Source organism: Bradyrhizobium sp. SZCCHNS2022 (assembly GCF_032377575.1).
Lineage (GTDB): Bacteria > Pseudomonadota > Alphaproteobacteria > Rhizobiales > Xanthobacteraceae > Bradyrhizobium > Bradyrhizobium aeschynomenes.
In genome coordinates this window covers 6882005-6904396 of the sequence record NZ_JAUHHZ010000001.1, presented here as the reverse complement: position 1 = coordinate 6904396, position 22392 = coordinate 6882005, and the positions used below count along the sequence as shown (strand labels likewise).

The following is a 22392-nucleotide window of genomic DNA, read 5'->3' as shown; positions in this document are numbered from 1 at the left end:
CGATTGGAAGTCGTTAATACTCGTAAGGCTTCGATGCCTGGCCCTACCTCTCCTGAGCTAAGACACCCAGCATGCTTCTCTACGGAAATATGTCGACCCAACGCGTCGAATTCGTAAGAAATTCTAGAACGACCTTCACCAGACCCATCGATTCTGCTTAGTCTGGCTACAACCTTTTCAGGAAGATCCAAGTGAAGACCATACGGAACCAGCGCCATTGGGATCGACCCAGCAATCGCAAACCATGCAAGTGGACCGGGAACGTCCGCCAGGTTTGATTCATGACCATTTGCTCTCAGCCTAGTTCCAAAACTGCGCCTAGTGCAATCAGAAAGTGTGTCCGAGCGAAAACTAATCTCGATGTTCTGATACGGCGAAGCTAGAACTGGCAAGCTTTCTATCAAACCTATCCAGTTGCGAACCGATGAGCTTTCTCTGAAGATCTTACTAGTTGATAGTACTTGTCCGCACAGCTCGGCGACGGCGGATTTCGCCCAGATCACTTCCGTTCATAGAAACGATGCACCGCGGATGGCTCATCACAGCTCATCCGCGGTGACTTGAGGACCACAATGGTGTCTATTCGTTACCCGTCGGAGCGCCCAAGGTTACAAATTTCCGTCCGTGTTCCGACGTGCTGCCGCGGTTCCTATGGCGATCCGAACTGGTCGTCCCTTGATGACTTTCGGACTTTCAATATCCACTAGAGAGGGCCGCTTGTCTGGCTTGCGTAACGAGAACCACTGAAAATGGCCTTCCTCTGGTGTGGAGCGAGTAAGATCCTGAAGGATTAATCCATCTTCTACCTCAGGACCCAATAGGCGAAGATCGCCTCTTAGTATTCCGTCAATTATCGCGCCTACTCCTCTCCAGCTGCTTCGCACCGCACCATCGTCAAGATCGTCGCGATACTGCTTAGACAGCTCAAGTGAGCGCGACACTTCCGACCTTTTTAGCTTGAACCCAATCTCGTGCGAAATTAGCTCCTCCAATTTTTCGTCCGGGACGCTCCCAAATTGATCCAAGTCCTTTGCTTTCGGACTAAAGCAAAACCATATTGCGCCGTCGGGATACTCAGAGATAAGAAAACCTAAGTCGTTCAGAGCAGAGATCGTTGCGACTAACGCATGCCGCTTCGACGGAATGCTATCACCATCGCTTATTCCAGATAAATCTCTATGCAGAGCGCGCGCAACCTCGAAGGTGAACAGGTCGACGAATATTTTCTTCACGGGTTCTCTCCTGTAAATGGCTTCTCGTTTCGAGAAGGGAAGCGGGACGCTTCGGGTATCATTTACAAGTCTGGCTTTTGGAGACACGCTGCGACGGTCTCGGAAAGGTGCAAATGGTCTGAGCACCCGAGAAGGTCGAAAGCCTCTCTCGAGTCGCTATGAGCAGTCAGCGCACACCGCTCTAGCTACTGATGAGCTTTTTGCCAAAACCTTATAAGCCTGAGCCACGCGAGAAATTCATTGCGCGCAGACTCAATTGGTCTAGAATCGCGTCTCAATCGATTTGACGCGACATGGCAGGCAGCAGGCTAAGGTTCTATCGACCGATCACATCGACGATCTCCTGTTTTTCGCCGAACGCTCTCGGCATCCGCTTCGCAACCGCCTGATTGTCTTGCTCTCGTTAAGGCCGGCCTTCGCGCGGCCCAGATCGCCAAATTGACGTGGGATATGGTGCTCGGGCCTAGCGGCGAAGTCGGCAGCACCATCGAGCTGCAGGACAGGATCGCAAAGATGCGCGGCGGCCGATCAATTCCCCTCCATGCCGATCTTCGAGATAGTCTGTTCGAAGCACGCCGACTCTGCGATGGCCGAGGCCCGATCGTCCGATCGTCCGATCCGAGCGCGGTGGCGCGATGACACAATGAGCATCGTCGTCTGGTTTAGCCGGGCCTACGAGGCGCTTGGCTTTGACGGCTGTTCGTCGTATTCAGGCCGTCGGACATTATCACGCGAGCAGCTGGCGTAGTGCACAAAGCTGGTGGATCCCTGCGGGATGTTCAGTTGCTGGCGGGACATCGCTCGATTCAGACAACACAGCGCTACATTGATGGCGACAGCGACGCTCAGCGAGAAGTAATTCGGATGATCTAAAGATGAGCGCTAGCTGCCATGAGCACAGTCACGCGAGCGCTTCGACCGCGCCAAACCGTCCACGCACAGAGATCAGCGGGCGCCTGGGTCCGCGCCGTAAAATTGGTCAGTACGGTTTGTGCGGTCGCTGGCTCAGTATCGTTCCTCGACGACGTAGACGCCGAGGCGCGACAAGACGGGCTATTAAGCGCCGTGACGGCCGGTCGCACCCCACCGATCTTCGATTGGCTCGTGACCGCTTTCAGCTACCAAGGAATCTCGGACCAAGTAGCCCAGCACTACATCGAAAAACACGGCATTGCGACCTGGGCTGATATCGAGACCAGCCTCAGGCATGCCCCTTCCTGCCCCAAACTGCGAGCTTATTGGGCCTACGACGACTGCCGGTACGACAAAGGCAGCTTCACCTGTTCCGAACCCGAGCATATCAACGCCTGCCCGGTGCCCGTTCCCCTGCTTCTTCGCTCCATCCGACAGCGATCCGGATGCGGTGCGGGCGCAGATTGAAAGCGGAGATGAAGCGCAATGATGTTCGTCCCTGCAGGCGTGAAGGTGCACTTGGCGCTCGGCTACACCGACATGCGCAAGGGCATGGAGACCTTGCAATGCTGGTGCAGGACACGCTGAAGAAGGATCCGTTCTCCGGCCATCTGTTTGCCTTCCGCGGCAAAAAGGGCATCGATCCCGAAGGTCCTGTTCTGGGAGGGCAACGGGCTTTGTCTGTTCACCAAACGCATCGACCAGGGCGGCTTCGTGTGGCCGGTGATGGCGGGTTATGATGGCTCGATCACGCTCACGCCGGCGCAGCTGGCGATGCTGATCGAAGGCATCGACTGGCGCACGCCAGGACGCGTATGGAAGCCCGCGATTGCAGGATGATCTGCAAAATGTAGTGCTGAACTGAGTTCCGATTCTTCTACGAGGAAGCCGGTTCGAGCACCATCGGACATGCGGCTCGATCTCACCAATCTCCCATCCGATCCTGAGCTTCTGCAGCGCTTGGTGCGCGACATTGCCGCTGCGATCGACCATCGCGACACCGAGATCGAGCATCTCAAGTCCATCATCAAACAGCTGCAGCGAATGCAGTTCGGCCGCAGCTCCGACCGCATCGACCCCGATCAGCTTGCACTCGGTCTGGAGGATCTCGACGGCGACATCGGCCCCATCGATGAAGCGCAACCGAAGGTCACGCCGGAAGCCAAATCTCCGCCGCGACGCCGTCCGCTGCCCGATCATCTGCCACGCGAAGACGTTCTGCTCGACGTGCAAGACCGGGTCCGTGGCTGCTGTGGCGGCGCTCTCCATCTGATTGGCGAGAGCGTCAGCGAGATGCTGGATTGGGTACCACCTCAGCTTCGCGTCGTGCGCACAACCCGACCCAAATACACCTGCCGAGCCTGCAACAAGGTTGTGCAAGCGGCGCGCCGGAGCGGTTGATCGCTGGCGGTCTGGCGACGTCGGCGCTGCTCGCGCACGTGTTGATCAGCAAATACTGCGATCACATTCCGCTCTATCGGCAGTCGCAGATGTTCAACCGTCATGGCGTCGATCTCTGCCGCTCGACGCTCGCAGGCTGGGTTGGCGGCGCATGCTGGTGGCTCGAGGCCTTGCACGAACGGCTGTGCAAGAACATGTTCGCCTCCCACCATCTCTTTGCCGATGACACGCCGATCCCGGTGCTTGATCCTGGCCGCAGACGAACCAAGACGGGACGGATTTGGGTGTACGCCCGCGAGCAGCGGCCGTGGAGCGCACCCGAACTTCCGACCGCCATCTACCTGTTCGCACCCGACCGCAAGGCCGAGCAACCAGCCGCAGACCTTGCTACCTTCGACGACGTCCTGCATGTCGACGGATAGGCTGGCGTCGAGCGACTCGCCGACGAAGAGGGAATCATGCTCGCAGCTTGATCGAGCCACTCGCGACGCGACAACTACGATGTGGCCGAAGCCACGGCGTCTCCTGTGGCAACAGAAGCCCTGCGCCGGATCGGAGAGCTCTTAGCGATCGAGTCGCGCATCCGCGGCCAGTCGCCTGCGTACCAACCTGCCGAACGCAGGACGTTCTCCAGGCCAATCGTCGACGTGCGGAACGTCTCTCGACGCACAGCTCCGCCTGGTTTCCGGCCGCAGCACGCTTGCCGAGGCGATCCGCTATGCGCTCTTGCGTTGGCATGGCTTGACACGATTCCTGAACGGCGGCCACGCTGAGTCGCAATCTGCGCCGTTGTCGAGCAGACAGGAAACGGCAACAATTTTTACGACCGCAGCCTAAGCGTTCCTATTGTCCCCATGCTACTCCTGGCGCCGCCAAGCTATTGCGAGGCGGACAACTAGTCTGCTCCATGAAGCCACGTCTTCCGCTCCACATCCGGCAGATGTGGACGCCGCACTGGGGGCGTCATCATGATCGGCAGCGGCATTATCGAGTCACCGCCGACGACCAACGCCTCTCCATCTCGCAGGTTAGCGAGGAAGACGGCGGCGGAACCGTCCAGTACGCCGCTCGCATTCACGACCACGGCCTGGTCACGCTCGTTGATCAGACGATGAACGACAAACATGCCAACTTGGCTCAAAACATCTTCTGGAATATCGCGCGGGCGTTGGGTCGCCAACAGACATGTGAGTCCATATTTTCGTCCTTCCTTGGCAATCAGGCCAAAGGCGTCGAGCTGCACTTTGTTAACGTCATCACCTACCGTCTTGCTTAAAAACTGATGCGCCTCGTCCAGCGCCACCACAAGCGGCGTTCTATTGAAGGCCCCGTCGCGCGCCATGCCGAGAAGATGCCTACCAATCGCATTCACAACGAGCTCACGGGTATGATGCTCGAACGCCAAATACTGCAGGGAGATACGAAGAACCGACGTGCTTTCGTTCATCATGAAGGATCTGATAACGTCGGTAAGGTCTTCCATGTAAGCCGGTGGCGAGAATATTGGCGCGAGATGGGGAGAATTCACTGCGCTTTCCACGCGCATACAGAGAGTGACGCACCCGCTGTGAGAAAAATCGTGGACCGCCCCGAAATGCGATTTGCTCGAGCCCATAGGAAGGACACACTCGTGCAGTATTTGCCGACTCAACCTGGTGATGTCATAATTTGCCGATGGCGCTCGGATTGCGGCATCGTGCTTCAACAACGCTCTATTAATTGGTTGCTTTGCTGCGTTCAATTTAATCAGGTAGCCGTCGGCATCCGCCAGAGCAGGTTCAATCTGAACAAGTTTTAGACTGGTGAGCGCGTCTCTCAATTTCGGCGCCTGCACACCCGGACTGGGTTGAAGGATCGCAAAGACATCGATCTCATTAAGGTGCCGGTAGGGAAACGAGACGAAGCGTCGGAGATCGTCGGCGCCACCTCTTTGGCCGCCCAAATGGACGTGCTGCGCCATGTCACTCAAGGAGTGATATTCGCCCGTAGGATCGAGCAGCATAACTTTACCCTTGCGCGCGGAAATTTGCTCGATGAGTCGCGCCGTCGACCAGCTCTTCCCTCCTCCTGTCGATCCCAACACGGCGCAGTGCCTACCGAACAGCGAGGCCGGCGATAGCGCGATGCCCGTCTCAGGAGCGCCGCGCAGATGTCCGACGATGATGGGATCTGCGGCGGCGCCCTGCGTCGCGGCAATCACAAATCGCATGAAGTCCGGATGTGCTAGATAGACATAGTCACCGATCCGGGGCACTTCCGCGATGCCTCGGCTCGACTTCGAGAAATTTAGGTCAACGGAGCCTAGGAGCCGGACGATTCCAATAGGATTCGCCACTTCATCGCCTTCCCTCCGCTCGGGCTCTACGCTAAGGCGGTCTCGATCGGGCAGCTGGATCTCGACGATCCGCCCAATGACAGCTGCCGCATAGGATTCGATAACGACGAACTCGCCCACCTGACCTCGCGTAACACGATGTCCGGCATATTGCGAAGGCGCAACTTCGGTCGCAAAGGGCATATTGACCCGCACAATCGACGGAGAGGCGAGCGAAACGGAACCCAGATAGCGCGAACGTTCGAACGGGCTAGCAAAATCACTTGCCAAGAGACGCCCCCATTCTCCGTACGCGCTCATTGTGACGTTCGAGTTCTGTCTCAGCCATTGCATCGGGGATGACCGAGATCAGATCCTCAAACCTTGCAGCGACGAGCGCAGTACGGCCATCACCATTATCAATTAGCTCGCCAAAGGCCCGAATGTATTTGTTCCCGCCAGCCGCGCTGAGTGATTCCGCATTGGGATCGGCGATAACGATATTCAACGCAAGATTACCTTTGAACGCGCCAAGTATCGGCTCGGCAATATGCTTGTCATTAAAACCGAACCCTGCAATCAGGAGCGTAGTATTCGGTATTCTAAGGGCCGTCTGAAAAGTTCCCATCATTTCGATGTATGGCTGGCTAAACGCCATCTCGTATTTCGTCGACTGCGGATAGATCAGAAGCGGCGCTTTAGTTCCTACCTTTTTAACGACTTGCCCAGCTTTCTTGTCAAACTCCCAGTCGATAGATCCATGAAGCTTATGGAGGTGGAACAAGTTCTCGATGAAATCAGATTTCTCTTCGCCCGACGTTCTACGTACGACGTCGAACGAAAACTGCGAGGAGTCGAATATCGCCTCACTCGCAAATGCAAAACCGTCCACTACAACGAATCCAGACCTTTGCGCGGCCTGCTCGAAGCAACGGTCATAGTTTGTAGTAAACAGCTTGACACGAGAACGGCGCGCCGATCGTCGGGCGACCCGCCTTAGAAAAGCTTCGTGCTTCGACAAATCGGTGTCGCTGGACAAAAAGTCGACCTTATCTCTGATGACGCCTTCGGCAATAGCCAACAGATCGGAGACTTCTGCCGCTTGCGAAGCCAGTAGAAAGTCCGAAGCGACTTTTGCGCGTGAAAGTATGTACTCAAGATCGCCGTTGTCCGGTTGCACATTGGAGAGCGTCAGAAAGTGAGACCACCGGCCGCCCCGCCCTTTGAACTTCGCGTCAGCGCTATCAAGTTCGTTGAACGCCTCTTTTATGTGAGCAAGGAGGTCAGCCATAGTCGGCGCTAGTCTGCGGGTGCCATCTGTCACGCAGAGCGATGTTCCAAGACCCGCAAGAATAACCAGATTCTGCGCGCGCACAGCGCCGGACATCACCCGTCGAACATCGGCAAGCCCCGGGTCTTGATCATTCGGACCGGCCGCAGAAGCGTCTATTTCAACCCAGCCGCCACCTGTCTGGACGCTTTTGATTTTCATCACCAAACTCTAAAGTTACGTCATGCTCTACGGTATCGCGGACGAATGCTATCTTTGCCTGCATTAAGGGCGCAACACAATCGTCTATGACGCGGAAGAGGATGACGCAGGGCCGATGTGCTAGGGCACCCGGCTTTCTGCGGCAGCACCGCACCAATCTGTATTCGACTGATCTAAATCGGGCGTTCAATAAGCGAGACTCATGGGTCGCGCTGCGGTCGGCCTCATCATCCCAGATGAGGATGCTCCGTCCGCCCCATTGTCCGGCTTGCCAGCTGTAGCAGGCTGGCCGGTTCGCCCCCACGCGGATATATTAGGGCTCGGTCTCCTGCCCAAAGTGGCAAGCTCGGCCTGTCCTCTTGGTGAAAATTGCGATAGACACGCATAGATCATCTCCACCTTGCGTTCCTCCGAACTGTACTGCAGCACGAGTGAACTAAAGTCCCTCTAGAGGTCCAGACTCGATCGCGAACCGCCCCTCCTTGAGTCTGTAGCTGCGCAAGAGACGCTGCCTGATTCGGCCAGCGATAGGATTTGCGGCCGGGTGAGTTCGAGCATTAAGTCTTCCGGCCAAAAGGACGTGATACTCGGACTTCTGAACAGCCTCTCGTATCGCTCCTCGTCCCACTCCGTTATCTGAGAGAACTTGCGAGTGAACAGCACTCCCCATCAGTTGAGAGTTCAGCCTGCTTACGGAACGTCTTCCTGAAAATTGCTCAAGACGCAGCGAAAATTCTGGAATGCGTCCTCCAAAACTGAATCACTCCCTGAGTGATCGCCGGCAGCGTCTTCCCAAGATCGCGCAGCGACCGGGTCGTGATCGACCGCCCTTCGCCAGCTTGGGTACGTGGCTGCAGACTGCTGCCTTGATGAAAGCGCGGAAAGATCTCACCGAAATCCCGAGCAATATGACTATACTCATTTTGCAAAATGAGTATAAATCACTGGACGAGGGGCGCCGTCCCCCTTATACTCAACCTGCAACATTGAGTATAAACTCTGGAAACGACTATGCCGGTCCCTTCCTTGGTTGCCCAGACGACCTATGCCGAGCTCCTCGAGCGCACTGCCAACGCTGCCTTCCAGGAAGCTTTCGCGGAAGACGGCGCTTTCACCTCCAAGATCGTCAATCACCGCAAGTACTGGTATTTCCAAACCGGCATCGGCTCCGAACGGTCCCAACGCTATGTCGGACCCGAGACGCCCGAACTTTTAGAAAAGATAGAGCGCCACAAGGAAATTCGCGTAGACGAGCGCGAGCGTCGAGCGCTTGTCTCCACCCTTGTACGCTCACTAGGCCTACCTCGTCCTGTCCCCGAGATCGGCGAAATCATTGCAGCTCTCGCTCGCGCCGGCGTCTTTCGTCTTCGGGGCGTACTTGTTGGGACTGTTGCCTATCAGACCTACGCCGCGATGCTAGGCCTCCGCTTGCCGTCCGCTAGCACAATTACGATGGACATCGACATCGCGCAGTTCACCAACGTTTCGGTCGCCGTGGGCGACCGCACCGCCCCCGTGCTCGACGTCCTCAAGGAGGTCAACAAGAGCTTTCGCCCAGTATCCAATGTCGTCGATGGTCGTCGCGCGACAAGCTACTCGGCTGCGGGCGGTCTACGGGTTGATTTTCTCACATCTGATGATCATAAGGAAATGGGACGTCCACAAAAGCTACCAGCGCTCCAAACAGACGCTCAACCACTGCATTTCCTCGATTTCCTAATCCGCGATCCTGAACCGGCGGTCGTCCTGCATGGCGCCGGCATTTACGTGCATGTGCCGGCACCAGCCCGATATGCCGTCCACAAACTGATCATTTCGCGTCGACGCCCTGAGGGATTCGCAAAACGCGACAAGGACCTGCATCAAGCCGAAATACTTTTTACAGCTCTTGCTGAGAAGCGTCCGCATGATCTGAAGCTTGCTTGGGAGGAGGCCTATGACCGGGGTCCCAAATGGCGTCAGCTCATGCTCGATGGGTTTGGTTTGCTGGATGCTTCCGTGCGAGATGCGGTGCTCGATGTGATTGGCATGCCCCGTTCAATCGTTCCCGGGATCGAGTTGTCCTTCGACAATCCTCCTGCTCGCTACGACTCCAGCCGCGACGTCGTGACCTTTGCCGGCAAAGCGCTCGGCAGTCGGGTCAACTGCGCGATCAGCCGCGAGGCCTTGGACGATCATTTCGGCAGTGACGGACTAGGAAAAGCGGGCCGGCTCGAGGCTTTCCTCAACAACAGGTCTAGGATTGAGGCGATCGCACGCGCCAAATATCTGTCCGCTCCCATTGAGGAACCTGGAGCGATCTTGGTCAAGACGTCCGACGTCGAGCGCTTCTCCCAGGAGGCGCTGGCGAACGGAGAGACAGCAAAGCGCCCCGCAAATCCAAAGCGGAAGTAGATTGTCATTCCCATTTACCGACCAACCTCGCGTAACGCCATTGACCACGACATGCCCCGCTCGTCTAGGATCCGGACTCAATTGAGCCACCGGAATGGGCCTCCTTCGATCGTTGCCCTTCGGCGGGGAAAGAACAGGCCGGCCAGCAAGCCAGGCGTCGTTAGCAGCGATGGTGGAAGGGCCGAGAGCTATGATCTGCAGAATCTGCAATCAAATGGATCGACTTAACTAACGTCTTTGCAGAGAGACTGCCCAGCCACGCAATCATCAAGGTTTCTGAACTTGGTCGCGGTACGGACGAGGCATTCTTTATGCCCGGGAGAGCCGATCCTTTCAAACACGGACAGACCGCACAAATCAGGATAGGGGTAGATCGTCGTGCCGCCGCCGAACCTACCGCGCTGCTCCCGATTGCGATCCCCTTCTCGTTCAAACCAATACCCGGCCGTACCGTGGTCAGGAAACGGCGTCAAATGGGACACCTACGCTGTGCTTCGCATTCTCGGTGTGGGGAGCTGTTGCAGAGATCGCTATTCCTTTTCTCTCTTCGACTGAGCGTCGGGCTTCAATAAGTCGAGATAGTCCACATCAAGTGCGACCGATAGCTCGTAAATCGTGACGACCGTTGGGTTTCGCTGACCCTTCTCCAAGCCGCTGATGTACTGTTGACTGAAGCCAGAGACTTCCGCCAGCCGCTCCTGAGTCATGTCTTTGCTTTTTCGGATCCGCAGAACGTTGCGGCCAACCAACCGACGCATGTCCATGGGCAGAAGTCAGCCCATTGCGCGCATGGTTTTTATCAACTATAGTATGTATCCACTAAAGTATGTAACGCCTGATCGGCCTAAGAGGAGGTTCTGTGTCGCAAGGTCGTTTCGCCGAACCAAATTCGCAGGGTCGTGCCGTGGCAGTGACCGCGATAGAACATGGCAACGTGGTCATTACAGTCGCAAGCTTAGCGTGCGAGCGCACCGTGTCCGCCGCCCCGGTCTGCGGCTTCATCACCACGATTTTGGGAGGTCCACTTCGCGGCGAGACGCGGGAGAGCAGAACGTGGAGCGGGATGATTCGCAGTCACTCGGACGCTGTTTCTCGCGTCTCCGAGCTCCTCATGTCCGAGCAGAATGACGCCTCGAAAGCTGACGATGAGCACCCGCGATAGAACCCGTGAACCGACCCTTTTGCTTCCGGTAGCGCGATGACGCTTCCGAAGGACGGAAAGGCCTTCACTCTTACCCGATCCAAAGCCTAGACACCTCCTCCGGCGTTTTTCCGGCAGGTGCACAGGGCTTCGGAAAGGGTATCCGATCGATGCCAAGGCAGACGGCTCTCCCGTCATCACTAAAGCCGCGGCTCATTACTCGCGAGGCGGCAGCCGCCTACATCTGCGTTTCCGCCAACGTCTTTGATCAAATGGTGCGAGCAGGCACTATGCCAAGGCCCAAAATCCTAGGTGAACGCCGGAAAGCATGGGACGTCCGAGAACTGGACACTGCCATTGATCTGCTGCCTTCAGATGGCAATGATCCTGGCCTTGACGAGACGTGGAGCGATGTCGATGCCTCGAAGGTTGCCGCCATACGTTGAGCGCAATCACGTCAAGGGGCATACGTACCTGTCATTTCGGCGTGGCAAGGGACGGCGCATTCGCCTGCCAGATGACCCGACCAGCCCTGAGTTCATGTCAGCCTACCAAAGCGCCCTTCTAGGTCAGGTGACAACGTCGAGACCCGAAATCCGCTCTCCCGTTCAGGGCACAATCTCCGCGCTGATCGCCTCTTACATGCGAAGCTCGGAGTACATCGGCCTTCGAAAGACCAGCAAGGAGGGGTACGGCAGACGCCTCGAGGCCCTCAGAATCGAGCACGGGCATCGGACCGTCGCTGGACTTTCTCGCGAGCGCATCATCACCGGCATTCTTCAGCCGTTCGCCGACCGGCCCGGCGCGGCTCTCGATACTCTCAAGAAACTTCGCATTCTGATCCGTCACGCAATCAACATCGGATGGATCAAGCACGATCCGTCACTCGGGATAAAGCGACCCAAGCTTCAGCGCATCAGATCTTGGACCGAGGACGAGATCGAGCTTTTCCGCAAGAAGTGGCCTCTGGAAACCAAACAGCGGCTGGCTTTCGAACTGTTCCTGAACACGGGCCAACGACGATCCGACGTGGTCCGCATGGCATGGTCCCACATCACGCCCGAGAATAGAATCGCCGTCGCGCAGCAAAAGACAGGACGGCGATTGTTAATTCCGCTCCACCGTGACCTGCTTTCGGCCTTGGCCGTCGCAAAGCGTGACCACGTGACGATCATCACGACCGCCTACGGCCAGTCCTTCAGCGTTGACGGCTTCAGCCAATGGATGCGGGATGCGATTACTGACGCAGGCCTGCCGCTTGGTTGTCAGCCGCACGGCCTGCGGAAGGCTACCGGCCGCCGCCTGGCGGAGGCTGGCGCGACGGCAAAGATGATCATGTCCGTGCTTGGCCACACCACTCTTGCAGAGGCTGAGCGATACACCGAGGAGGCTGACCAGGCGAGCCTTGCCGTCGATGCTCTGGCGCGCCTTGAAGGACACAAGGCGAACGACTTTCCCCAAACGCAATCCGCCGGTTTGGGAAAACCGACCAAAAGCTCAAAGAAATCAGCGGGGGAAAGGCAGAACTGGCGCTCCCTAGGGGAATCGAACCCCTGTTTCAGCCTTGAGAGGGCCGCGTCCTAACCGCTAGACGAAGGGAGCGTGAGGTGAACCGCATAGCCTCGAAATCGCCGCGCCGCAAGACGGCAGATGCAATTTTCATAGCCGACGTTGCGGAACGGTTGTCGGTGCCGGCCTCACGGCGCCTGGAGCCGGGCCATCAGCGAGGCGCCGGCGGCGGGGTCCATCCGATAGATCACGGTGCCGGCCATGGCCGAGGTGAACCTCGACTTGGGCTCCAGCAGCTCACCGTGGCCGCCGCCGATGAAGGCCTGGTTCAACAGCACCTGGCCGGGCGGACCATAGGGCGTGATCCCCAGACTGAAATAATAGACCTGTCCGGCCTGCACCTGCACCTCGGTGTCGTAGGCCGTCGAAATCCCGCTCTGAACCGAGAGGGTGTGGGTGCCCGCGGGACGGTCGACGAACAGGTAATAGCCATTGCGCAGCACGCCGACGGATTTGTCGTCGATCTTGATCTCGGCGGTCGCAGCGGTGCCGCCCATGGCGCCAACGAGGCCCTTCTCGCGCAGGAAATACAGCCGCGCCATCCGGCCGTCGCGCTGCTTGGTCTGCGATTCCAGCGCCGACGAGCCGGCGCAGGCGGTCAGCAGCAGCGCCGCGGCGAGCAGGCTCAGCGCGCGCGAAAGATGTCCGGTCATTCCACCCCACTCCAGAGTTCCCCGGAGGGGTTTAGAGCAGAGATGGAACCGGGGGACAATGATACCGGGAGTGGCAGAGGCGGAGGGATGCGCGGGTTTTTCCTCCTCGCCCTGAGGAGCCCGCGCCATGCGGGCGTCTCGAAGGGCAAGGCCCCAGCTCGGGCCTCATGGTTCGAGACGGCGCGCGAACGTGGGTCGGTTTGCTCTCACGCGCCGATGGGCGCGCGCCTCCTCACCATGAGGGTCCGGCACCAAGGCGGCGCATCGGGGGCAAGTCGTCTCGAAGGACGGCGGCGGCGGGAGGATGGGCTCCGCCCCTGCCCTTACGGCTCCACCGCGAAGCGGAGGCGGCCGGTGGGTTTGAGGGTTTTGGCGTCGAAGGTGCGGATCTCGGTGGTGCCCCCCACATCCAGCGTAACGGCCAGGCGGTCGCCGGCGGTGCCGGTGGAGACGATGCGGGCGCCCTTCGGGAGCATGGCGGTGAGGTCCGGGCCTGAAGCTGTGCTTCCCTCGCCGCGGAAAAGGCGGTAGCCGATGGCGACCAGGAGCACGGCGATCGCGATCGAGGTGGTCACGCCCGCGATCATCATCATGCGCCGCAGCCGCGCCATCAGCTGGGCCTGCTCGGGCGAGGACGGCTCGGGCGCAACGGTAGAGTTCATGGACATCTCGACTTCACAATCCCACGGTCTGATGACGGTCATTGTCGCCGGCGACGAAGGCTCGCCGCGGCTCGATCGCGTGCTCGCAGCCAGGCTGCCGGAGCTGTCGCGGTCCCGGCTGAAGGCGCTGATCCTGGCCGGACAGGTGTCGCTTATTAAAGGGAGCCTTGGCGCGGCGGCGGTGCGGGACCCCGCTTATCACGTCACGGCCGGCGACACGATCACAATCGACGTGCCCGAAGCCGTCCCGGCCGAGCCCGCCGCCGAGGCGATCCCGCTGACAATCGTCTACGAGGACGACGACATCATCGTCATCGACAAGCCCGCGGGCCTGGTGGTGCACCCCGCCGCCGGGCACGAGAGCGGCACGCTGGTGAACGCGCTGATCGCGCATTGCGGCGCCAGTCTTTCCGGCATCGGCGGGGTCAAGCGGCCGGGCATCGTGCACCGGCTGGACAAGGACACCACGGGGCTGATGGTGGTCGCCAAGAACGACCACGCCCACGCCTCGCTGAGCGCGCAGTTCGCCGATCACGGCCGCACCGGCGCGATGGAGCGCGGCTATCTCGCCTTCGCCTGGGGCCTGCCGCACCGGCCGCATGGCACCATCAACGCGGCCATCGACCGCCATCCGCATGCGCGCGACAAGATGGCGGTGCGGCCGCGGGGGCGCGAGGCCATCACCCATTACGAGGTGATGGAGAGTTTTACCGGCCGCGACGGCAAGCCGGTGGCGTCGCTGATCGCCTGCCATCTCGAGACCGGACGCACCCACCAGATCCGCGTGCATCTGGCGCATCTCGGGCACCCGCTGATGGGCGACGCCGTCTACGGCCCGCATTTCAAGACCAAGGCGAACCAGCTGGCGCCCAGGGCGCGGGCGGCGCTCGAATCGTTGGGACGGCAGGCGCTGCATGCCTATCTCCTGGTCATCGAGCACCCGCGGACCGGAGAAATCATGCGCTGGGAATCGGAGCTTCCGGAGGATCTTTCTCTCCTGGGGGAGGCCCTGCGAGCGGCGGTATGACGCAGGCCGTTCAGAAAAATACAAGCATGTCAAAAACTTAATGCGGCCACACGGGGTCGTGACCCCCGGAATCCTTCCACGGAGGGCGAATTTTGGTGTATGTTGCGCCTGCGTCGAATGGTCGACGCATGGAACGTCGCAAACCGGCCGGCTTTAACCAAGCGACCGCTTTGCCTGGCCCGCCGCTATCGGGGGCCTGAACCAACTGGAGGGCGCTCGATGGCCCGTACAGCTACACTCCCGGTTCTCAACGGAGAATCCGGACTTGCTCGCTACCTCTCCGAGATCCGCAAGTTCCCGATGCTGGAACCGCAGGAGGAGTACATGCTCGCCAAGCGTTGGCGCGAGCATGACGACAGCGACGCAGCACATAAACTCGTGACCAGCCACCTCAGGCTCGTGGCCAAGATCGCCATGGGCTATCGCGGCTACGGCCTGCCGATATCCGAAGTGGTGTCGGAAGGCAATGTCGGCCTGATGCAGGCGGTGAAGAGGTTCGAGCCCGAGAAGGGCTTTCGCCTCGCCACCTACGCCATGTGGTGGATCAAGGCGTCGATACAAGAGTACATCCTGCGTTCGTGGTCGCTCGTGAAGATGGGCACCACCGCGAACCAGAAGAAGCTGTTCTTCAACCTGCGCAAGGCCAAGAGCAAGATCTCGGCGCTGGATGAAGGCGATCTGCATCCGGATCAGGTCAAGCTGATCGCGAAGCGCCTCGGCGTGACCGATCAGGACGTGGTCGACATGAACCGCCGCCTCGGCGGCGACGCCTCGCTGAACGCGCCGATCCGCGACGACGGCGAAGCGGGCGAATGGCAGGACTGGCTGGTCGATACCTCGCCCAACCAGGAAGCCATCATGGCCGAGCACGAGGAGTACGACCACCGCCGGCAGGCGCTGAACGGCGCGATCGGCGTGCTCAACGCCAGGGAGCGCCGCATCTTCGAGGCGCGGCGCCTGGCCGACGAGCCGATGACGCTCGAGGATCTCGCCGCCGAGTTCGGCGTGTCGCGCGAGCGCGTTCGCCAGATCGAGGTGCGCGCGTTCGAGAAGGTGCAGTCCGCCGTCAAGGGCGCCATCGCCAAGCAGGAGGCGGCGGCGCTGGAGGCCGCGCATTAACGGCGCGGCTTTCGCTTGAAGGTGGTTTTGATGCGATCGGAGCCGGCGGAGACGCCGGCTTCTTGTTATGTGGGATCAGTCCGGCATGGCGCGCGCGAGCTCGGCGAGCGCACAGCCCTCGCAATAGCGGGCGTCCTTGTAGTCGATCCAGTTGTGCGCATAGATCCGCTCCCGCGGGATCTGATAGCGCAGCCGGAGCAGCTTCGAGAGAATCCGCCACGCGGCGATCTGGGCTTGCGTCGGGGGCGCAGTGACGTCGGGATAGTTGCCGGCGAACTCCACGCCGATGGAATTGTCGCGCACGACCTTGCGGTAGGTCGGGCCGTTGTCGATATAGCGGTTGTCGTTGCGATTGGCGCCGTCGCCATGCAGCGTGACCAGGGTTTCCGGTACCGCCCAATACACGGTGCCGTCGGTTTCCACCCACAGGGTGACGCCGCGCCTCTTCGGGTTCTTGGCCTGCGCCAGCGCGCCGGCCTTCGCCGATCCGGCCGGACCCTCGGTCTGGTGGACGATGATGTTGGTCCAGGGATGGGCCTTGGCCGGCTCGCCCCACGGCGCCAGCCAGACCATCTTCAGGCCGGGAACGTCCGGCGTGCCCGACGAGCGGGCGAGCGTAGTGAGGTCCTCGGCCCTCGCCGGCTGGGAGAGAAGGAGAAGCAGCGCGAGCGCTGCCTGGAGAGAGTTCGAGACCGGCCTCATGGCCGAACGATAGCACCGACTACTCCGCCGCGGCATCCTGCCGGGGCTGGGATGTGACGATCGCCTCGACCTGATCCGGCGCCAGCGCCGGCGTGTCGTTCTGATAGACCGCAAAGCCGTTCTTGCCGTCCTTCTTGGCCGCATAGAGCGCCTGGTCCGCCCGCGCCATCACCCGGTCCGGGAACGCGCCGACATCCGGCGTCCACTCGGCGACGCCGATGGAGACCTCGATCGGAACGTCCGCGCCGGCACAGGCTTCCGCGTCGTCGCGGCAGACCTGCAGAATGCGCCGCGCGATCATCGCGCCCTCGCGCAGCGACGAGGACGGCAGCAGGATGCAGAACTCGTCGCCGCCGGTGCGGGCCAGCATGTCGCCGGGCCGCAGCCGGGTCTGCGCCATCAGCGTGAAGTGCTGCAGGCAGGCGTCGCCGGCCGCATGGCCATGGGTGTCGTTGATGAGCTTGAAGCCGTCGAGATCGATCACCAGCAGCGCAAACGGCTGTCCCGACCGCTCCGCCCGTGCGCATTCCTCGGTGAGCCTCTGCATCAGGTGACGACGGTTGGCGACGCCGGTGAGATCGTCAAGCAGCGCGAGATCGGCGACCTCGTTGCGCAGCCGGTCCACCGCCATCAGCAGAAATCCGAAATTCAGCGACATCGACAGGAAGATCAGCAGCAGCACTGCAGCCGCCTGGCCGATGGTGGAATGGCTGAAATTGAAATCGGCGCCCATCAGGGTCGCGATGGGCCGGGCGGCGAAGACGGCGATGATCAGGAGCGACAGCAGGCCGGCCAGCCGGGCGCCCGGATTGACCGGCCCATGGCGCGAGTCCAGCACCAGCCGCGCGATCATGGCCATCGGAACGGCCTGCCCGAGCGAGTAGCACAGGATGCGCAGCGGGCTGCTGTCGTAGGCGTAGAAGAAGAACGCGATCGACGCACAGGTCAGACCGACGACGATAAGGCTCAGCCGCCAGGAGGCCTTCCGGCCATAGAAGCGCTCCACTCCCATTGCCGCAAGGCAGATCGCAAACGTCATCAGCGAGCCGCCGGCGAGCAGCGGCGCGAACGAGCCGAAATAGAACCGGCCCAGCGCGAACAGCGCGGCCGGCGCACACATGAAGGCCGAGGCCGTCCAATAGCGGGCCGAAACCAGGTTGGGATAGCTGCGCATCACATAGGCCCAGATCAGGCCCAGTGCGAGGAAGTTGACCACGAAGGCCGTCCACAGCGTCGGAACGTTCAACATCCCGGCCGCAGGACGTCACGAGTCCTGTCCTCAATGATCAATAACGCAGCGCTCATGACCTTCCCTGTGGTTCGCGGTAACATGAGCGCCGCGCACTTAATGCTTCCTCAATTGCGCAACCAAGATTGCGCCTTGGTTTTGAATCAATGAAGACATCATTTGCCCGGCGTTAACCGCGCCGCACCGCGCGTCGGGCCCGCGTGGTGCTGCTGAGTGCAGCGAGCTGTGGATAAGCGCAGGTGCCCTGGTGACGGCGTAAGGCAGAGCTTCGCGAATCTGCTGGGATTGCGTCCCGAGGCTGATGCATGGCTGGCCTGCGCCAGCGAGCCTCGAAGTCGCGTTGCAATCCATCAACTCCTGACGAGGATTCCATGGCGAAGAAGGCGAAGAAGGCCGCGAAGGCGACCAAGAAAGCGGCGAAGAAGACCAAGAAGGCCGCCAAGAAGAAGTAGTTGCACTCCCCGGGTGGGAGCGCGGCTTCCACCCGGTCTCTGCTGATGCCGCGTCCTCCGCCTCACCCCGCGATTCCCCGCTCTTCGCGCTTTCAGAAATGGGATCAGCGACCCAGGCCGTCAAGGAGTGACGACCTTCCTATTCCCCGAGCCTCCGCTGCAGCTCCGGCGCACGCTCCAGCGTCACCTCGGCCTCGCGCAGCACGTCGAGCGGCGCCCATGGCTTGCTCCAGAACTTGGCATTGCCGGGCAAGGGTTGCGACAGCGGCCGTCCCGAGGTGACCACGATGTTGATGTGGGGGTGACGCGCGCGGGCGATGTGCGCGAGCTCGACGCCGCTCATGCGGCCGGCAAGATTGACGTCCGTCATCAGCAGCACGACGCGATGGCCCGGCTTGTTCAGGACCAGCTCGGCCGCCTCGGCGCTCTCGCACGCGATGACATCGTAGTCGCTCTCCTCGAGCAACAAAGCGATCATCTCACGCTGGGCCGGATCGTCCTCCACGATCAGCGCCGTTGCGCGAAAGGGCTGCGACTGTCCCATGCAAATACCTCCAAGAATCTGTCTTCCCAAAAAGCCACGTGGGTTAAAAGCAAAGCCGCCGGATGGTTCGGTTCCAATGCGAAAAAGTGACGCAATACGCACAAGACTTTTGGAACCGGCCCATGCGAGCGAACCATCAGGGGGGAGGACACCACGATGACGGCACTTCACGGAGCGGCGGCGGTGACGGGCGCGGCCGGCGGCATCGGCCGGGCGCTGGCGCTGGAACTGGCGGGGCGCGGCTGCGACCTCGCGCTCGCCGACCGCGACGAAGCGGGGCTGGCCAGTGTCGCGGCCGAGCTCGCATCCCGCGGCCGCAAGGTCACCACCCACCGGCTCGACGTCAGCGATCCCCTGGCCATCGCGCAATTCGCCGATGCCGCGACGGCCGCGCATCCGTCCCTCAACATCGTCATCAACAATGCCGGCGTCGCGCTGTTCGGCGGGTTCACCGAGATCGACCAGGCCGAGATGGAGTGGCTGTTCAACATCAATTTCTGGGGCGTCGTGCACGGCACCCGCGCCTTCCTGCCGCATCTGTCGCGCCAAAGCGAGGCGCATGTCGTCAACCTGTCCTCGATCTTCGGCATCATCGCGCCGCCCGGCCAGTCGGCCTATGCGGCGGCGAAGTTCGCGGTGCGCGGATTCTCCGAGAGCCTGCGTCATGAGCTTGCGATGGCGAACAGCCCGGTCAGGCTTTCGGTCGTGCATCCCGGCGGCGTGGCCACCGCGATCGCGCGCAACGCCCGCGCCGGCCACGGCATGACCGACAATGCGCGCCGCGTGCAGTCGATCGAACGCTTCGAGCGGCTTGCGAAAACCAGCCCGCGCGACGCGGCGCTGCGCATCATCGCGGGCATCGAGCGCAACGAGCCGCGCATCCTGATCGGCGGCGATGCGCGCTTCATGGATCTGTTGCAGCGGTTCATGCCCGGCACCTATTGGAAGGTGATGGCGAAGCGGCTGGAGAAGGCGGCCGCCAAGGACGCGTGAACCTGCGGTGGAGCGAAGAAAGCCTCGCGGCGCGTGAAGCGTCCGAGTTGTGCCATTCGTCGCCCTCCTTAAGAGGGAGGGCGCAGGGAGAGCCAGGCCTCGGCTGAGGCCTGCGGCCCGCGTGCGAAAGAAAATGCACGCGGCGGTTACCACAGGTTCAGCCGGACAGACCCGGCCCTCCCTGCGCGATGGTCTGACGCCTTATACGTGGTCTCCCTGGTGCGCCGGGCTTGTTGGCCACCATGCGCGACAACGCGCTTGCGCGCGTTGCGCGGGACACCAGCGTCGGGGTGTCGGGACGCCACGATTTCGGCGTGCGCATCGCTCCGTTCGTCGGCGCGGCCTTGGCCACGCTGCGGAGCTCTACGCCCATCGCATCCAACGGCCCACGCCTCGTGACGATCGCGAAACGCCCCTCCGGCGGGCCGGGACATCAGGAAATGTGCGGCTGATTTGCCCGACTAAAAACACCATTCGCGGTGAGACGATCGAGAGATGCCCCCTATCGTCCCACCAACTGATCGGCGTAGTAGCCGATGGTCTTGCGGTAGATCACCGCCCTGTTCCACTCGCGCATTGCGTCGAAGTTCGCCGAGCCCTCGTCATAGGGCTGGCCCATCTTGAAGCCGTTGGTCTTCAGCAGGTTGGCGGTGGAGGCCAGCACGTCGGCGGTGGAATGGCGGAGATCGACGCGGCCGTCGCCGTCGAAGTCGACGCCGTATTTGATGTAGGAGGACGGCAGGAACTGGGTCTGGCCGATTTCGCCGGCGAAGGCGCCCACGAGGTCGCGCAGGGTGAGATCGCCGCGCTGGACGATCTTCAGCGCGGCCATCAGTTCGCCCTGGAACAGTTCGGTGCGACGGCAATCATGCGCCAGCGTCGCAAGCGTGCGGATCACGGGCAGCTTGCCCATGTCGCCCTTGCCGAAATCGGTCTCCAGCCCCCAGATCGCGACCAGGATCTGCCGCGGCACGCCGTATTGCTGCTCGATCTTCGACAGCAGCGCCGCGTGCCGCTGCAGCATCGCCCGGCCGCCATTGATGCGTCCGGCGCCGACGCGGGTCGAGACGTACTGCTCGAAACTCTTGTTGAAGGTGTAGCGCTGGCGGCGATCGAAGGCGAGCACGGCCGGATCGAGCGTCACGCCCGACAACGCCTGGCTGATCACGCCGCCCGACACGCCGGCGCTCTGCGCCTCCGCGGAGAAGCTCGCGATGAAGGTGTTGAAGTCGCCGCCGCAACGCGCAGCGAAGGCAGGCGAGGCAAAGAAGAGGATGGCGGCAATGACGAGAGATCGAAAACACAGCATGAGGAGAGAGGTCCCTGCATGAGAGCATGATGATGGCAGGACGGCGCCGAGACGCAGGCACAATGCCCGATTTGGCGGTGGCAGGCCAGCCGGCAAGGATCGCCATCGCGCGACGCGGGTCCGTCATCCTGTTTGAACTCAACGCGTCCTCGCCGGCACTCATGCAAGGCACCCCGTCTTCAGCGGCGCGTTGCGCGCCGTACCCGTCGACGTCCCGCGCCTCAACCATGCCGGCGTTGGCCCGCCATCTGTCAGAGGTCCCCATGAGAATGACGTTCCGGCTCGGTGCACTGGTGCAAGCGGTCCTCCTCACCGCTCTCGTCTTCCACACGCCCGCAACCGCCCAGCCCGGCGATGTCGCGGGCGCAAGGGATGTTCCGGGCATCGGCCGTTTCGCCGGCAGCGTGATCACCGGCTATGTCGCCAAGGATTTCGATGCGGTGCGCGTGCAGGCAGCGCCGTTCAAGGCCGACAAGGCGACCGATGAGCGGCGCCTGGAAGGCCGCATCACCCGCATTGCCTATCGCACCGCGCCCGGTCCCTCGATCCTGGAAGTGTCGCGCAATTTCGAGAGCCAGCTCGCCAAGGCGGGTTTCGAGACGCTCATCGCCTGCGACACCGATGCCTGCGGCGGCATTCCCTTTACCGAGGCGATCGACCTGCTGCCGGTGCCGCAGATGTGGGTCGACGGCTTCGACTACCGCTACTTTGCCGGCCGCAAGACCGCCGGCGGGCGCGAGACCTATGCCAGCCTCCTGGTCAGCCAGAACAATCAGCAGATCACCGCGCAGCTCACCATCGCCGAGCTCGGCGCGATGGAGAACAAGATGGTCAGCGCCGCCGAGATGGCGAAGGGCCTCGGCGACAAGGGCCACATCGCGCTCTACGGCATCTATTTCGATACCGACAAGGCGACCCTGAAGCCGGAGAGCCGGCCGACCCTGGAGCAGATCGCGCAACTGCTCGGCGGCCAGCCGCAGCTCAACGTCTTCATCGTCGGCCACACCGACAACCAGGGCAGCTACGACTACAATCTCGATCTGTCGCGGCGCCGCGCCGAGGCCGTCGCCGCAGAGCTGTCGCGCAGCTACCGGGTTGCGCCGGCGCGGTTGCGCACCGCGGGCGTCGGCCTGCTCGCCCCGGTCGGCAGCAATGCCACGGATGCGGGCCGCGCGCTCAACCGCCGGGTCGAGCTGGTGGCGCCCTGAGACGGTGGCGCGCAGTCGC

At 61.2% G+C, this 22392-nt stretch carries 18 protein-coding genes, 1 tRNA gene and 2 pseudogenes; 10 read left to right on the top strand and 11 right to left on the bottom strand.

The window, feature by feature from the left end:
- Nucleotides 1–608: 608 nt before the first annotated feature.
- On the bottom strand, nucleotides 609–1232 hold the full coding sequence (locus tag QXZ94_RS30910; RefSeq protein WP_315724794.1) for a hypothetical protein: 624 nt from the start codon (nucleotides 1230–1232) through the stop codon (nucleotides 609–611).
- A 1527-nt stretch (nucleotides 1233–2759) separates the two neighbouring features.
- Here QXZ94_RS30910 and tnpB point away from each other — a divergent pair.
- From tnpB to QXZ94_RS30895, 3 genes and pseudogenes are all read left to right on the top strand, one after another.
- The gene (gene tnpB / locus QXZ94_RS34455; protein ID WP_409998777.1) at nucleotides 2760–2984 is read left to right on the top strand and encodes an IS66 family insertion sequence element accessory protein TnpB; all 225 of its coding nucleotides are present in this window, start codon (nucleotides 2760–2762) and stop codon (nucleotides 2982–2984) included.
- Nucleotides 2985–3053: 69 nt separating this feature from the next.
- Nucleotides 3054–3545, top strand: a complete 492-nt coding sequence (locus QXZ94_RS30900) for an IS66 family transposase zinc-finger binding domain-containing protein (protein WP_315724792.1) — start codon at nucleotides 3054–3056, stop codon at nucleotides 3543–3545.
- Between the two features lie 38 nt (nucleotides 3546–3583).
- Nucleotides 3584–4318: pseudogene (locus QXZ94_RS30895) on the top strand (IS66 family transposase).
- Between the two features lie 122 nt (nucleotides 4319–4440).
- Here the strand turns inward: QXZ94_RS30895 and QXZ94_RS30890 are convergent.
- Together QXZ94_RS30890 and QXZ94_RS30885 are read right to left on the bottom strand one after the other, a co-directional pair.
- Entirely contained in the window at nucleotides 4441–6150 is a 1710-nt protein-coding gene (locus QXZ94_RS30890) for an ATP-binding protein (protein WP_315724791.1), read from the bottom strand.
- Nucleotides 6140–7351, bottom strand: a complete 1212-nt coding sequence (locus QXZ94_RS30885) for an SIR2 family protein (protein ID WP_315724789.1) — start codon at nucleotides 7349–7351, stop codon at nucleotides 6140–6142. Before QXZ94_RS30885 ends, QXZ94_RS30890 begins: the two co-directional genes overlap by 11 nt.
- 1011 nt (nucleotides 7352–8362) lie before the next feature.
- Between QXZ94_RS30885 and QXZ94_RS30880 the strand changes: the two genes are divergently transcribed.
- Entirely contained in the window at nucleotides 8363–9745 is a 1383-nt protein-coding gene (locus QXZ94_RS30880; RefSeq protein WP_315724787.1) for a GSU2403 family nucleotidyltransferase fold protein, read from the top strand.
- A 530-nt stretch (nucleotides 9746–10275) separates the two neighbouring features.
- Here QXZ94_RS30880 and QXZ94_RS30875 read toward each other — a convergent pair.
- The gene (locus QXZ94_RS30875; RefSeq protein WP_315724785.1) at nucleotides 10276–10509 is read right to left on the bottom strand and encodes a helix-turn-helix transcriptional regulator; all 234 of its coding nucleotides are present in this window, start codon (nucleotides 10507–10509) and stop codon (nucleotides 10276–10278) included.
- A gap of 752 nt (nucleotides 10510–11261) precedes the next feature.
- Here QXZ94_RS30875 and QXZ94_RS30870 point away from each other — a divergent pair.
- Nucleotides 11262–12224 (top strand): annotated as a pseudogene (locus QXZ94_RS30870) (tyrosine-type recombinase/integrase); the annotation flags it as partial.
- A 189-nt stretch (nucleotides 12225–12413) separates the two neighbouring features.
- Here the strand turns inward: QXZ94_RS30870 and QXZ94_RS30865 are convergent.
- From QXZ94_RS30865 to QXZ94_RS30855, 3 genes are all read right to left on the bottom strand, one after another.
- Nucleotides 12414–12488, bottom strand: a tRNA-Glu gene (locus QXZ94_RS30865).
- A 95-nt stretch (nucleotides 12489–12583) separates the two neighbouring features.
- Entirely contained in the window at nucleotides 12584–13108 is a 525-nt protein-coding gene (locus QXZ94_RS30860; RefSeq protein WP_315724783.1) for a DUF2846 domain-containing protein, read from the bottom strand.
- A 323-nt stretch (nucleotides 13109–13431) separates the two neighbouring features.
- The gene (locus QXZ94_RS30855) at nucleotides 13432–13770 is read right to left on the bottom strand and encodes a hypothetical protein (RefSeq protein ID WP_315724781.1); all 339 of its coding nucleotides are present in this window, start codon (nucleotides 13768–13770) and stop codon (nucleotides 13432–13434) included.
- A 31-nt stretch (nucleotides 13771–13801) separates the two neighbouring features.
- On the opposite strand from QXZ94_RS30855, the gene QXZ94_RS30850 reads away from it, so the two are divergent.
- Nucleotides 13802–14797, top strand: coding sequence for an RluA family pseudouridine synthase (locus QXZ94_RS30850; RefSeq protein ID WP_315724779.1), 996 nt, complete (start codon nucleotides 13802–13804; stop codon nucleotides 14795–14797).
- 219 nt (nucleotides 14798–15016) lie between these two features.
- Nucleotides 15017–15916, top strand: coding sequence for an RNA polymerase sigma factor RpoH (gene rpoH, locus QXZ94_RS30845; RefSeq protein WP_009029015.1), 900 nt, complete (start codon nucleotides 15017–15019; stop codon nucleotides 15914–15916).
- Between the two features lie 75 nt (nucleotides 15917–15991).
- Here the strand turns inward: rpoH and QXZ94_RS30840 are convergent, their stop codons facing one another.
- On the bottom strand, nucleotides 15992–16618 hold the full coding sequence (locus QXZ94_RS30840; RefSeq protein WP_315724774.1) for an N-acetylmuramoyl-L-alanine amidase: 627 nt from the start codon (nucleotides 16616–16618) through the stop codon (nucleotides 15992–15994).
- Between the two features lie 19 nt (nucleotides 16619–16637).
- Nucleotides 16638–17867, bottom strand: coding sequence for a diguanylate cyclase (locus QXZ94_RS30835; RefSeq protein ID WP_315724772.1), 1230 nt, complete (start codon nucleotides 17865–17867; stop codon nucleotides 16638–16640).
- Between the two features lie 305 nt (nucleotides 17868–18172).
- On the opposite strand from QXZ94_RS30835, the gene QXZ94_RS30830 reads away from it, so the two are divergent.
- Entirely contained in the window at nucleotides 18173–18319 is a 147-nt protein-coding gene (locus tag QXZ94_RS30830) for a hypothetical protein (RefSeq protein WP_315724770.1), read from the top strand.
- Nucleotides 18320–18458: 139 nt separating this feature from the next.
- Here the strand turns inward: QXZ94_RS30830 and QXZ94_RS30825 are convergent, their stop codons facing one another.
- Nucleotides 18459–18863 (bottom strand): response regulator, encoded by a 405-nt coding sequence (locus tag QXZ94_RS30825; protein ID WP_315724768.1) that lies wholly within the window; start codon nucleotides 18861–18863, stop codon nucleotides 18459–18461.
- A gap of 156 nt (nucleotides 18864–19019) precedes the next feature.
- On the opposite strand from QXZ94_RS30825, the gene QXZ94_RS30820 reads away from it, so the two are divergent.
- Nucleotides 19020–19856, top strand: coding sequence for an SDR family NAD(P)-dependent oxidoreductase (locus tag QXZ94_RS30820; RefSeq protein ID WP_315724766.1), 837 nt, complete (start codon nucleotides 19020–19022; stop codon nucleotides 19854–19856).
- A gap of 502 nt (nucleotides 19857–20358) precedes the next feature.
- Here QXZ94_RS30820 and QXZ94_RS30815 read toward each other — a convergent pair.
- Nucleotides 20359–21165, bottom strand: coding sequence for a lytic murein transglycosylase (locus tag QXZ94_RS30815; RefSeq protein ID WP_315724764.1), 807 nt, complete (start codon nucleotides 21163–21165; stop codon nucleotides 20359–20361).
- A 269-nt stretch (nucleotides 21166–21434) separates the two neighbouring features.
- On the opposite strand from QXZ94_RS30815, the gene QXZ94_RS30810 reads away from it, so the two are divergent.
- Complete coding sequence (locus QXZ94_RS30810; protein WP_315726634.1) at nucleotides 21435–22373, top strand: OmpA family protein; 939 nt, start codon at nucleotides 21435–21437, stop codon at nucleotides 22371–22373.
- The last annotated feature ends 19 nt before the right edge of the window (nucleotides 22374–22392 follow it).

Excerpts from the sequence above, each read along its gene's own strand:
- QXZ94_RS30900 (WP_315724792.1), top strand. The coding sequence starts at position 3,054 with ATGCGGCTCGATCTCACCAATCTCCCATCCGATCCTGAGCTTCTGCAG.
- QXZ94_RS30885 (WP_315724789.1), bottom strand. The coding sequence starts at position 7,351 with ATGAAAATCAAAAGCGTCCAGACAGGTGGCGGCTGGGTTGAAATAGAC.
- QXZ94_RS30880 (WP_315724787.1), top strand. The coding sequence starts at position 8,363 with ATGCCGGTCCCTTCCTTGGTTGCCCAGACGACCTATGCCGAGCTCCTC.
- QXZ94_RS30875 (WP_315724785.1), bottom strand. The coding sequence starts at position 10,509 with ATGGACATGCGTCGGTTGGTTGGCCGCAACGTTCTGCGGATCCGAAAA.
- QXZ94_RS30860 (WP_315724783.1), bottom strand. The coding sequence starts at position 13,108 with ATGACCGGACATCTTTCGCGCGCGCTGAGCCTGCTCGCCGCGGCGCTG.
- QXZ94_RS30855 (WP_315724781.1), bottom strand. The coding sequence starts at position 13,770 with ATGAACTCTACCGTTGCGCCCGAGCCGTCCTCGCCCGAGCAGGCCCAG.
- QXZ94_RS30850 (WP_315724779.1), top strand. The coding sequence starts at position 13,802 with ATGACGGTCATTGTCGCCGGCGACGAAGGCTCGCCGCGGCTCGATCGC.
- rpoH (WP_009029015.1), top strand. The coding sequence starts at position 15,017 with ATGGCCCGTACAGCTACACTCCCGGTTCTCAACGGAGAATCCGGACTT.
- QXZ94_RS30840 (WP_315724774.1), bottom strand. The coding sequence starts at position 16,618 with ATGAGGCCGGTCTCGAACTCTCTCCAGGCAGCGCTCGCGCTGCTTCTC.
- QXZ94_RS30835 (WP_315724772.1), bottom strand. The coding sequence starts at position 17,867 with ATGTTGAACGTTCCGACGCTGTGGACGGCCTTCGTGGTCAACTTCCTC.
- QXZ94_RS30830 (WP_315724770.1), top strand. The coding sequence starts at position 18,173 with ATGGCTGGCCTGCGCCAGCGAGCCTCGAAGTCGCGTTGCAATCCATCA.
- QXZ94_RS30825 (WP_315724768.1), bottom strand. The coding sequence starts at position 18,863 with ATGGGACAGTCGCAGCCCTTTCGCGCAACGGCGCTGATCGTGGAGGAC.
- QXZ94_RS30820 (WP_315724766.1), top strand. The coding sequence starts at position 19,020 with ATGACGGCACTTCACGGAGCGGCGGCGGTGACGGGCGCGGCCGGCGGC.
- QXZ94_RS30815 (WP_315724764.1), bottom strand. The coding sequence starts at position 21,165 with ATGCTGTGTTTTCGATCTCTCGTCATTGCCGCCATCCTCTTCTTTGCC.
- QXZ94_RS30810 (WP_315726634.1), top strand. The coding sequence starts at position 21,435 with ATGACGTTCCGGCTCGGTGCACTGGTGCAAGCGGTCCTCCTCACCGCT.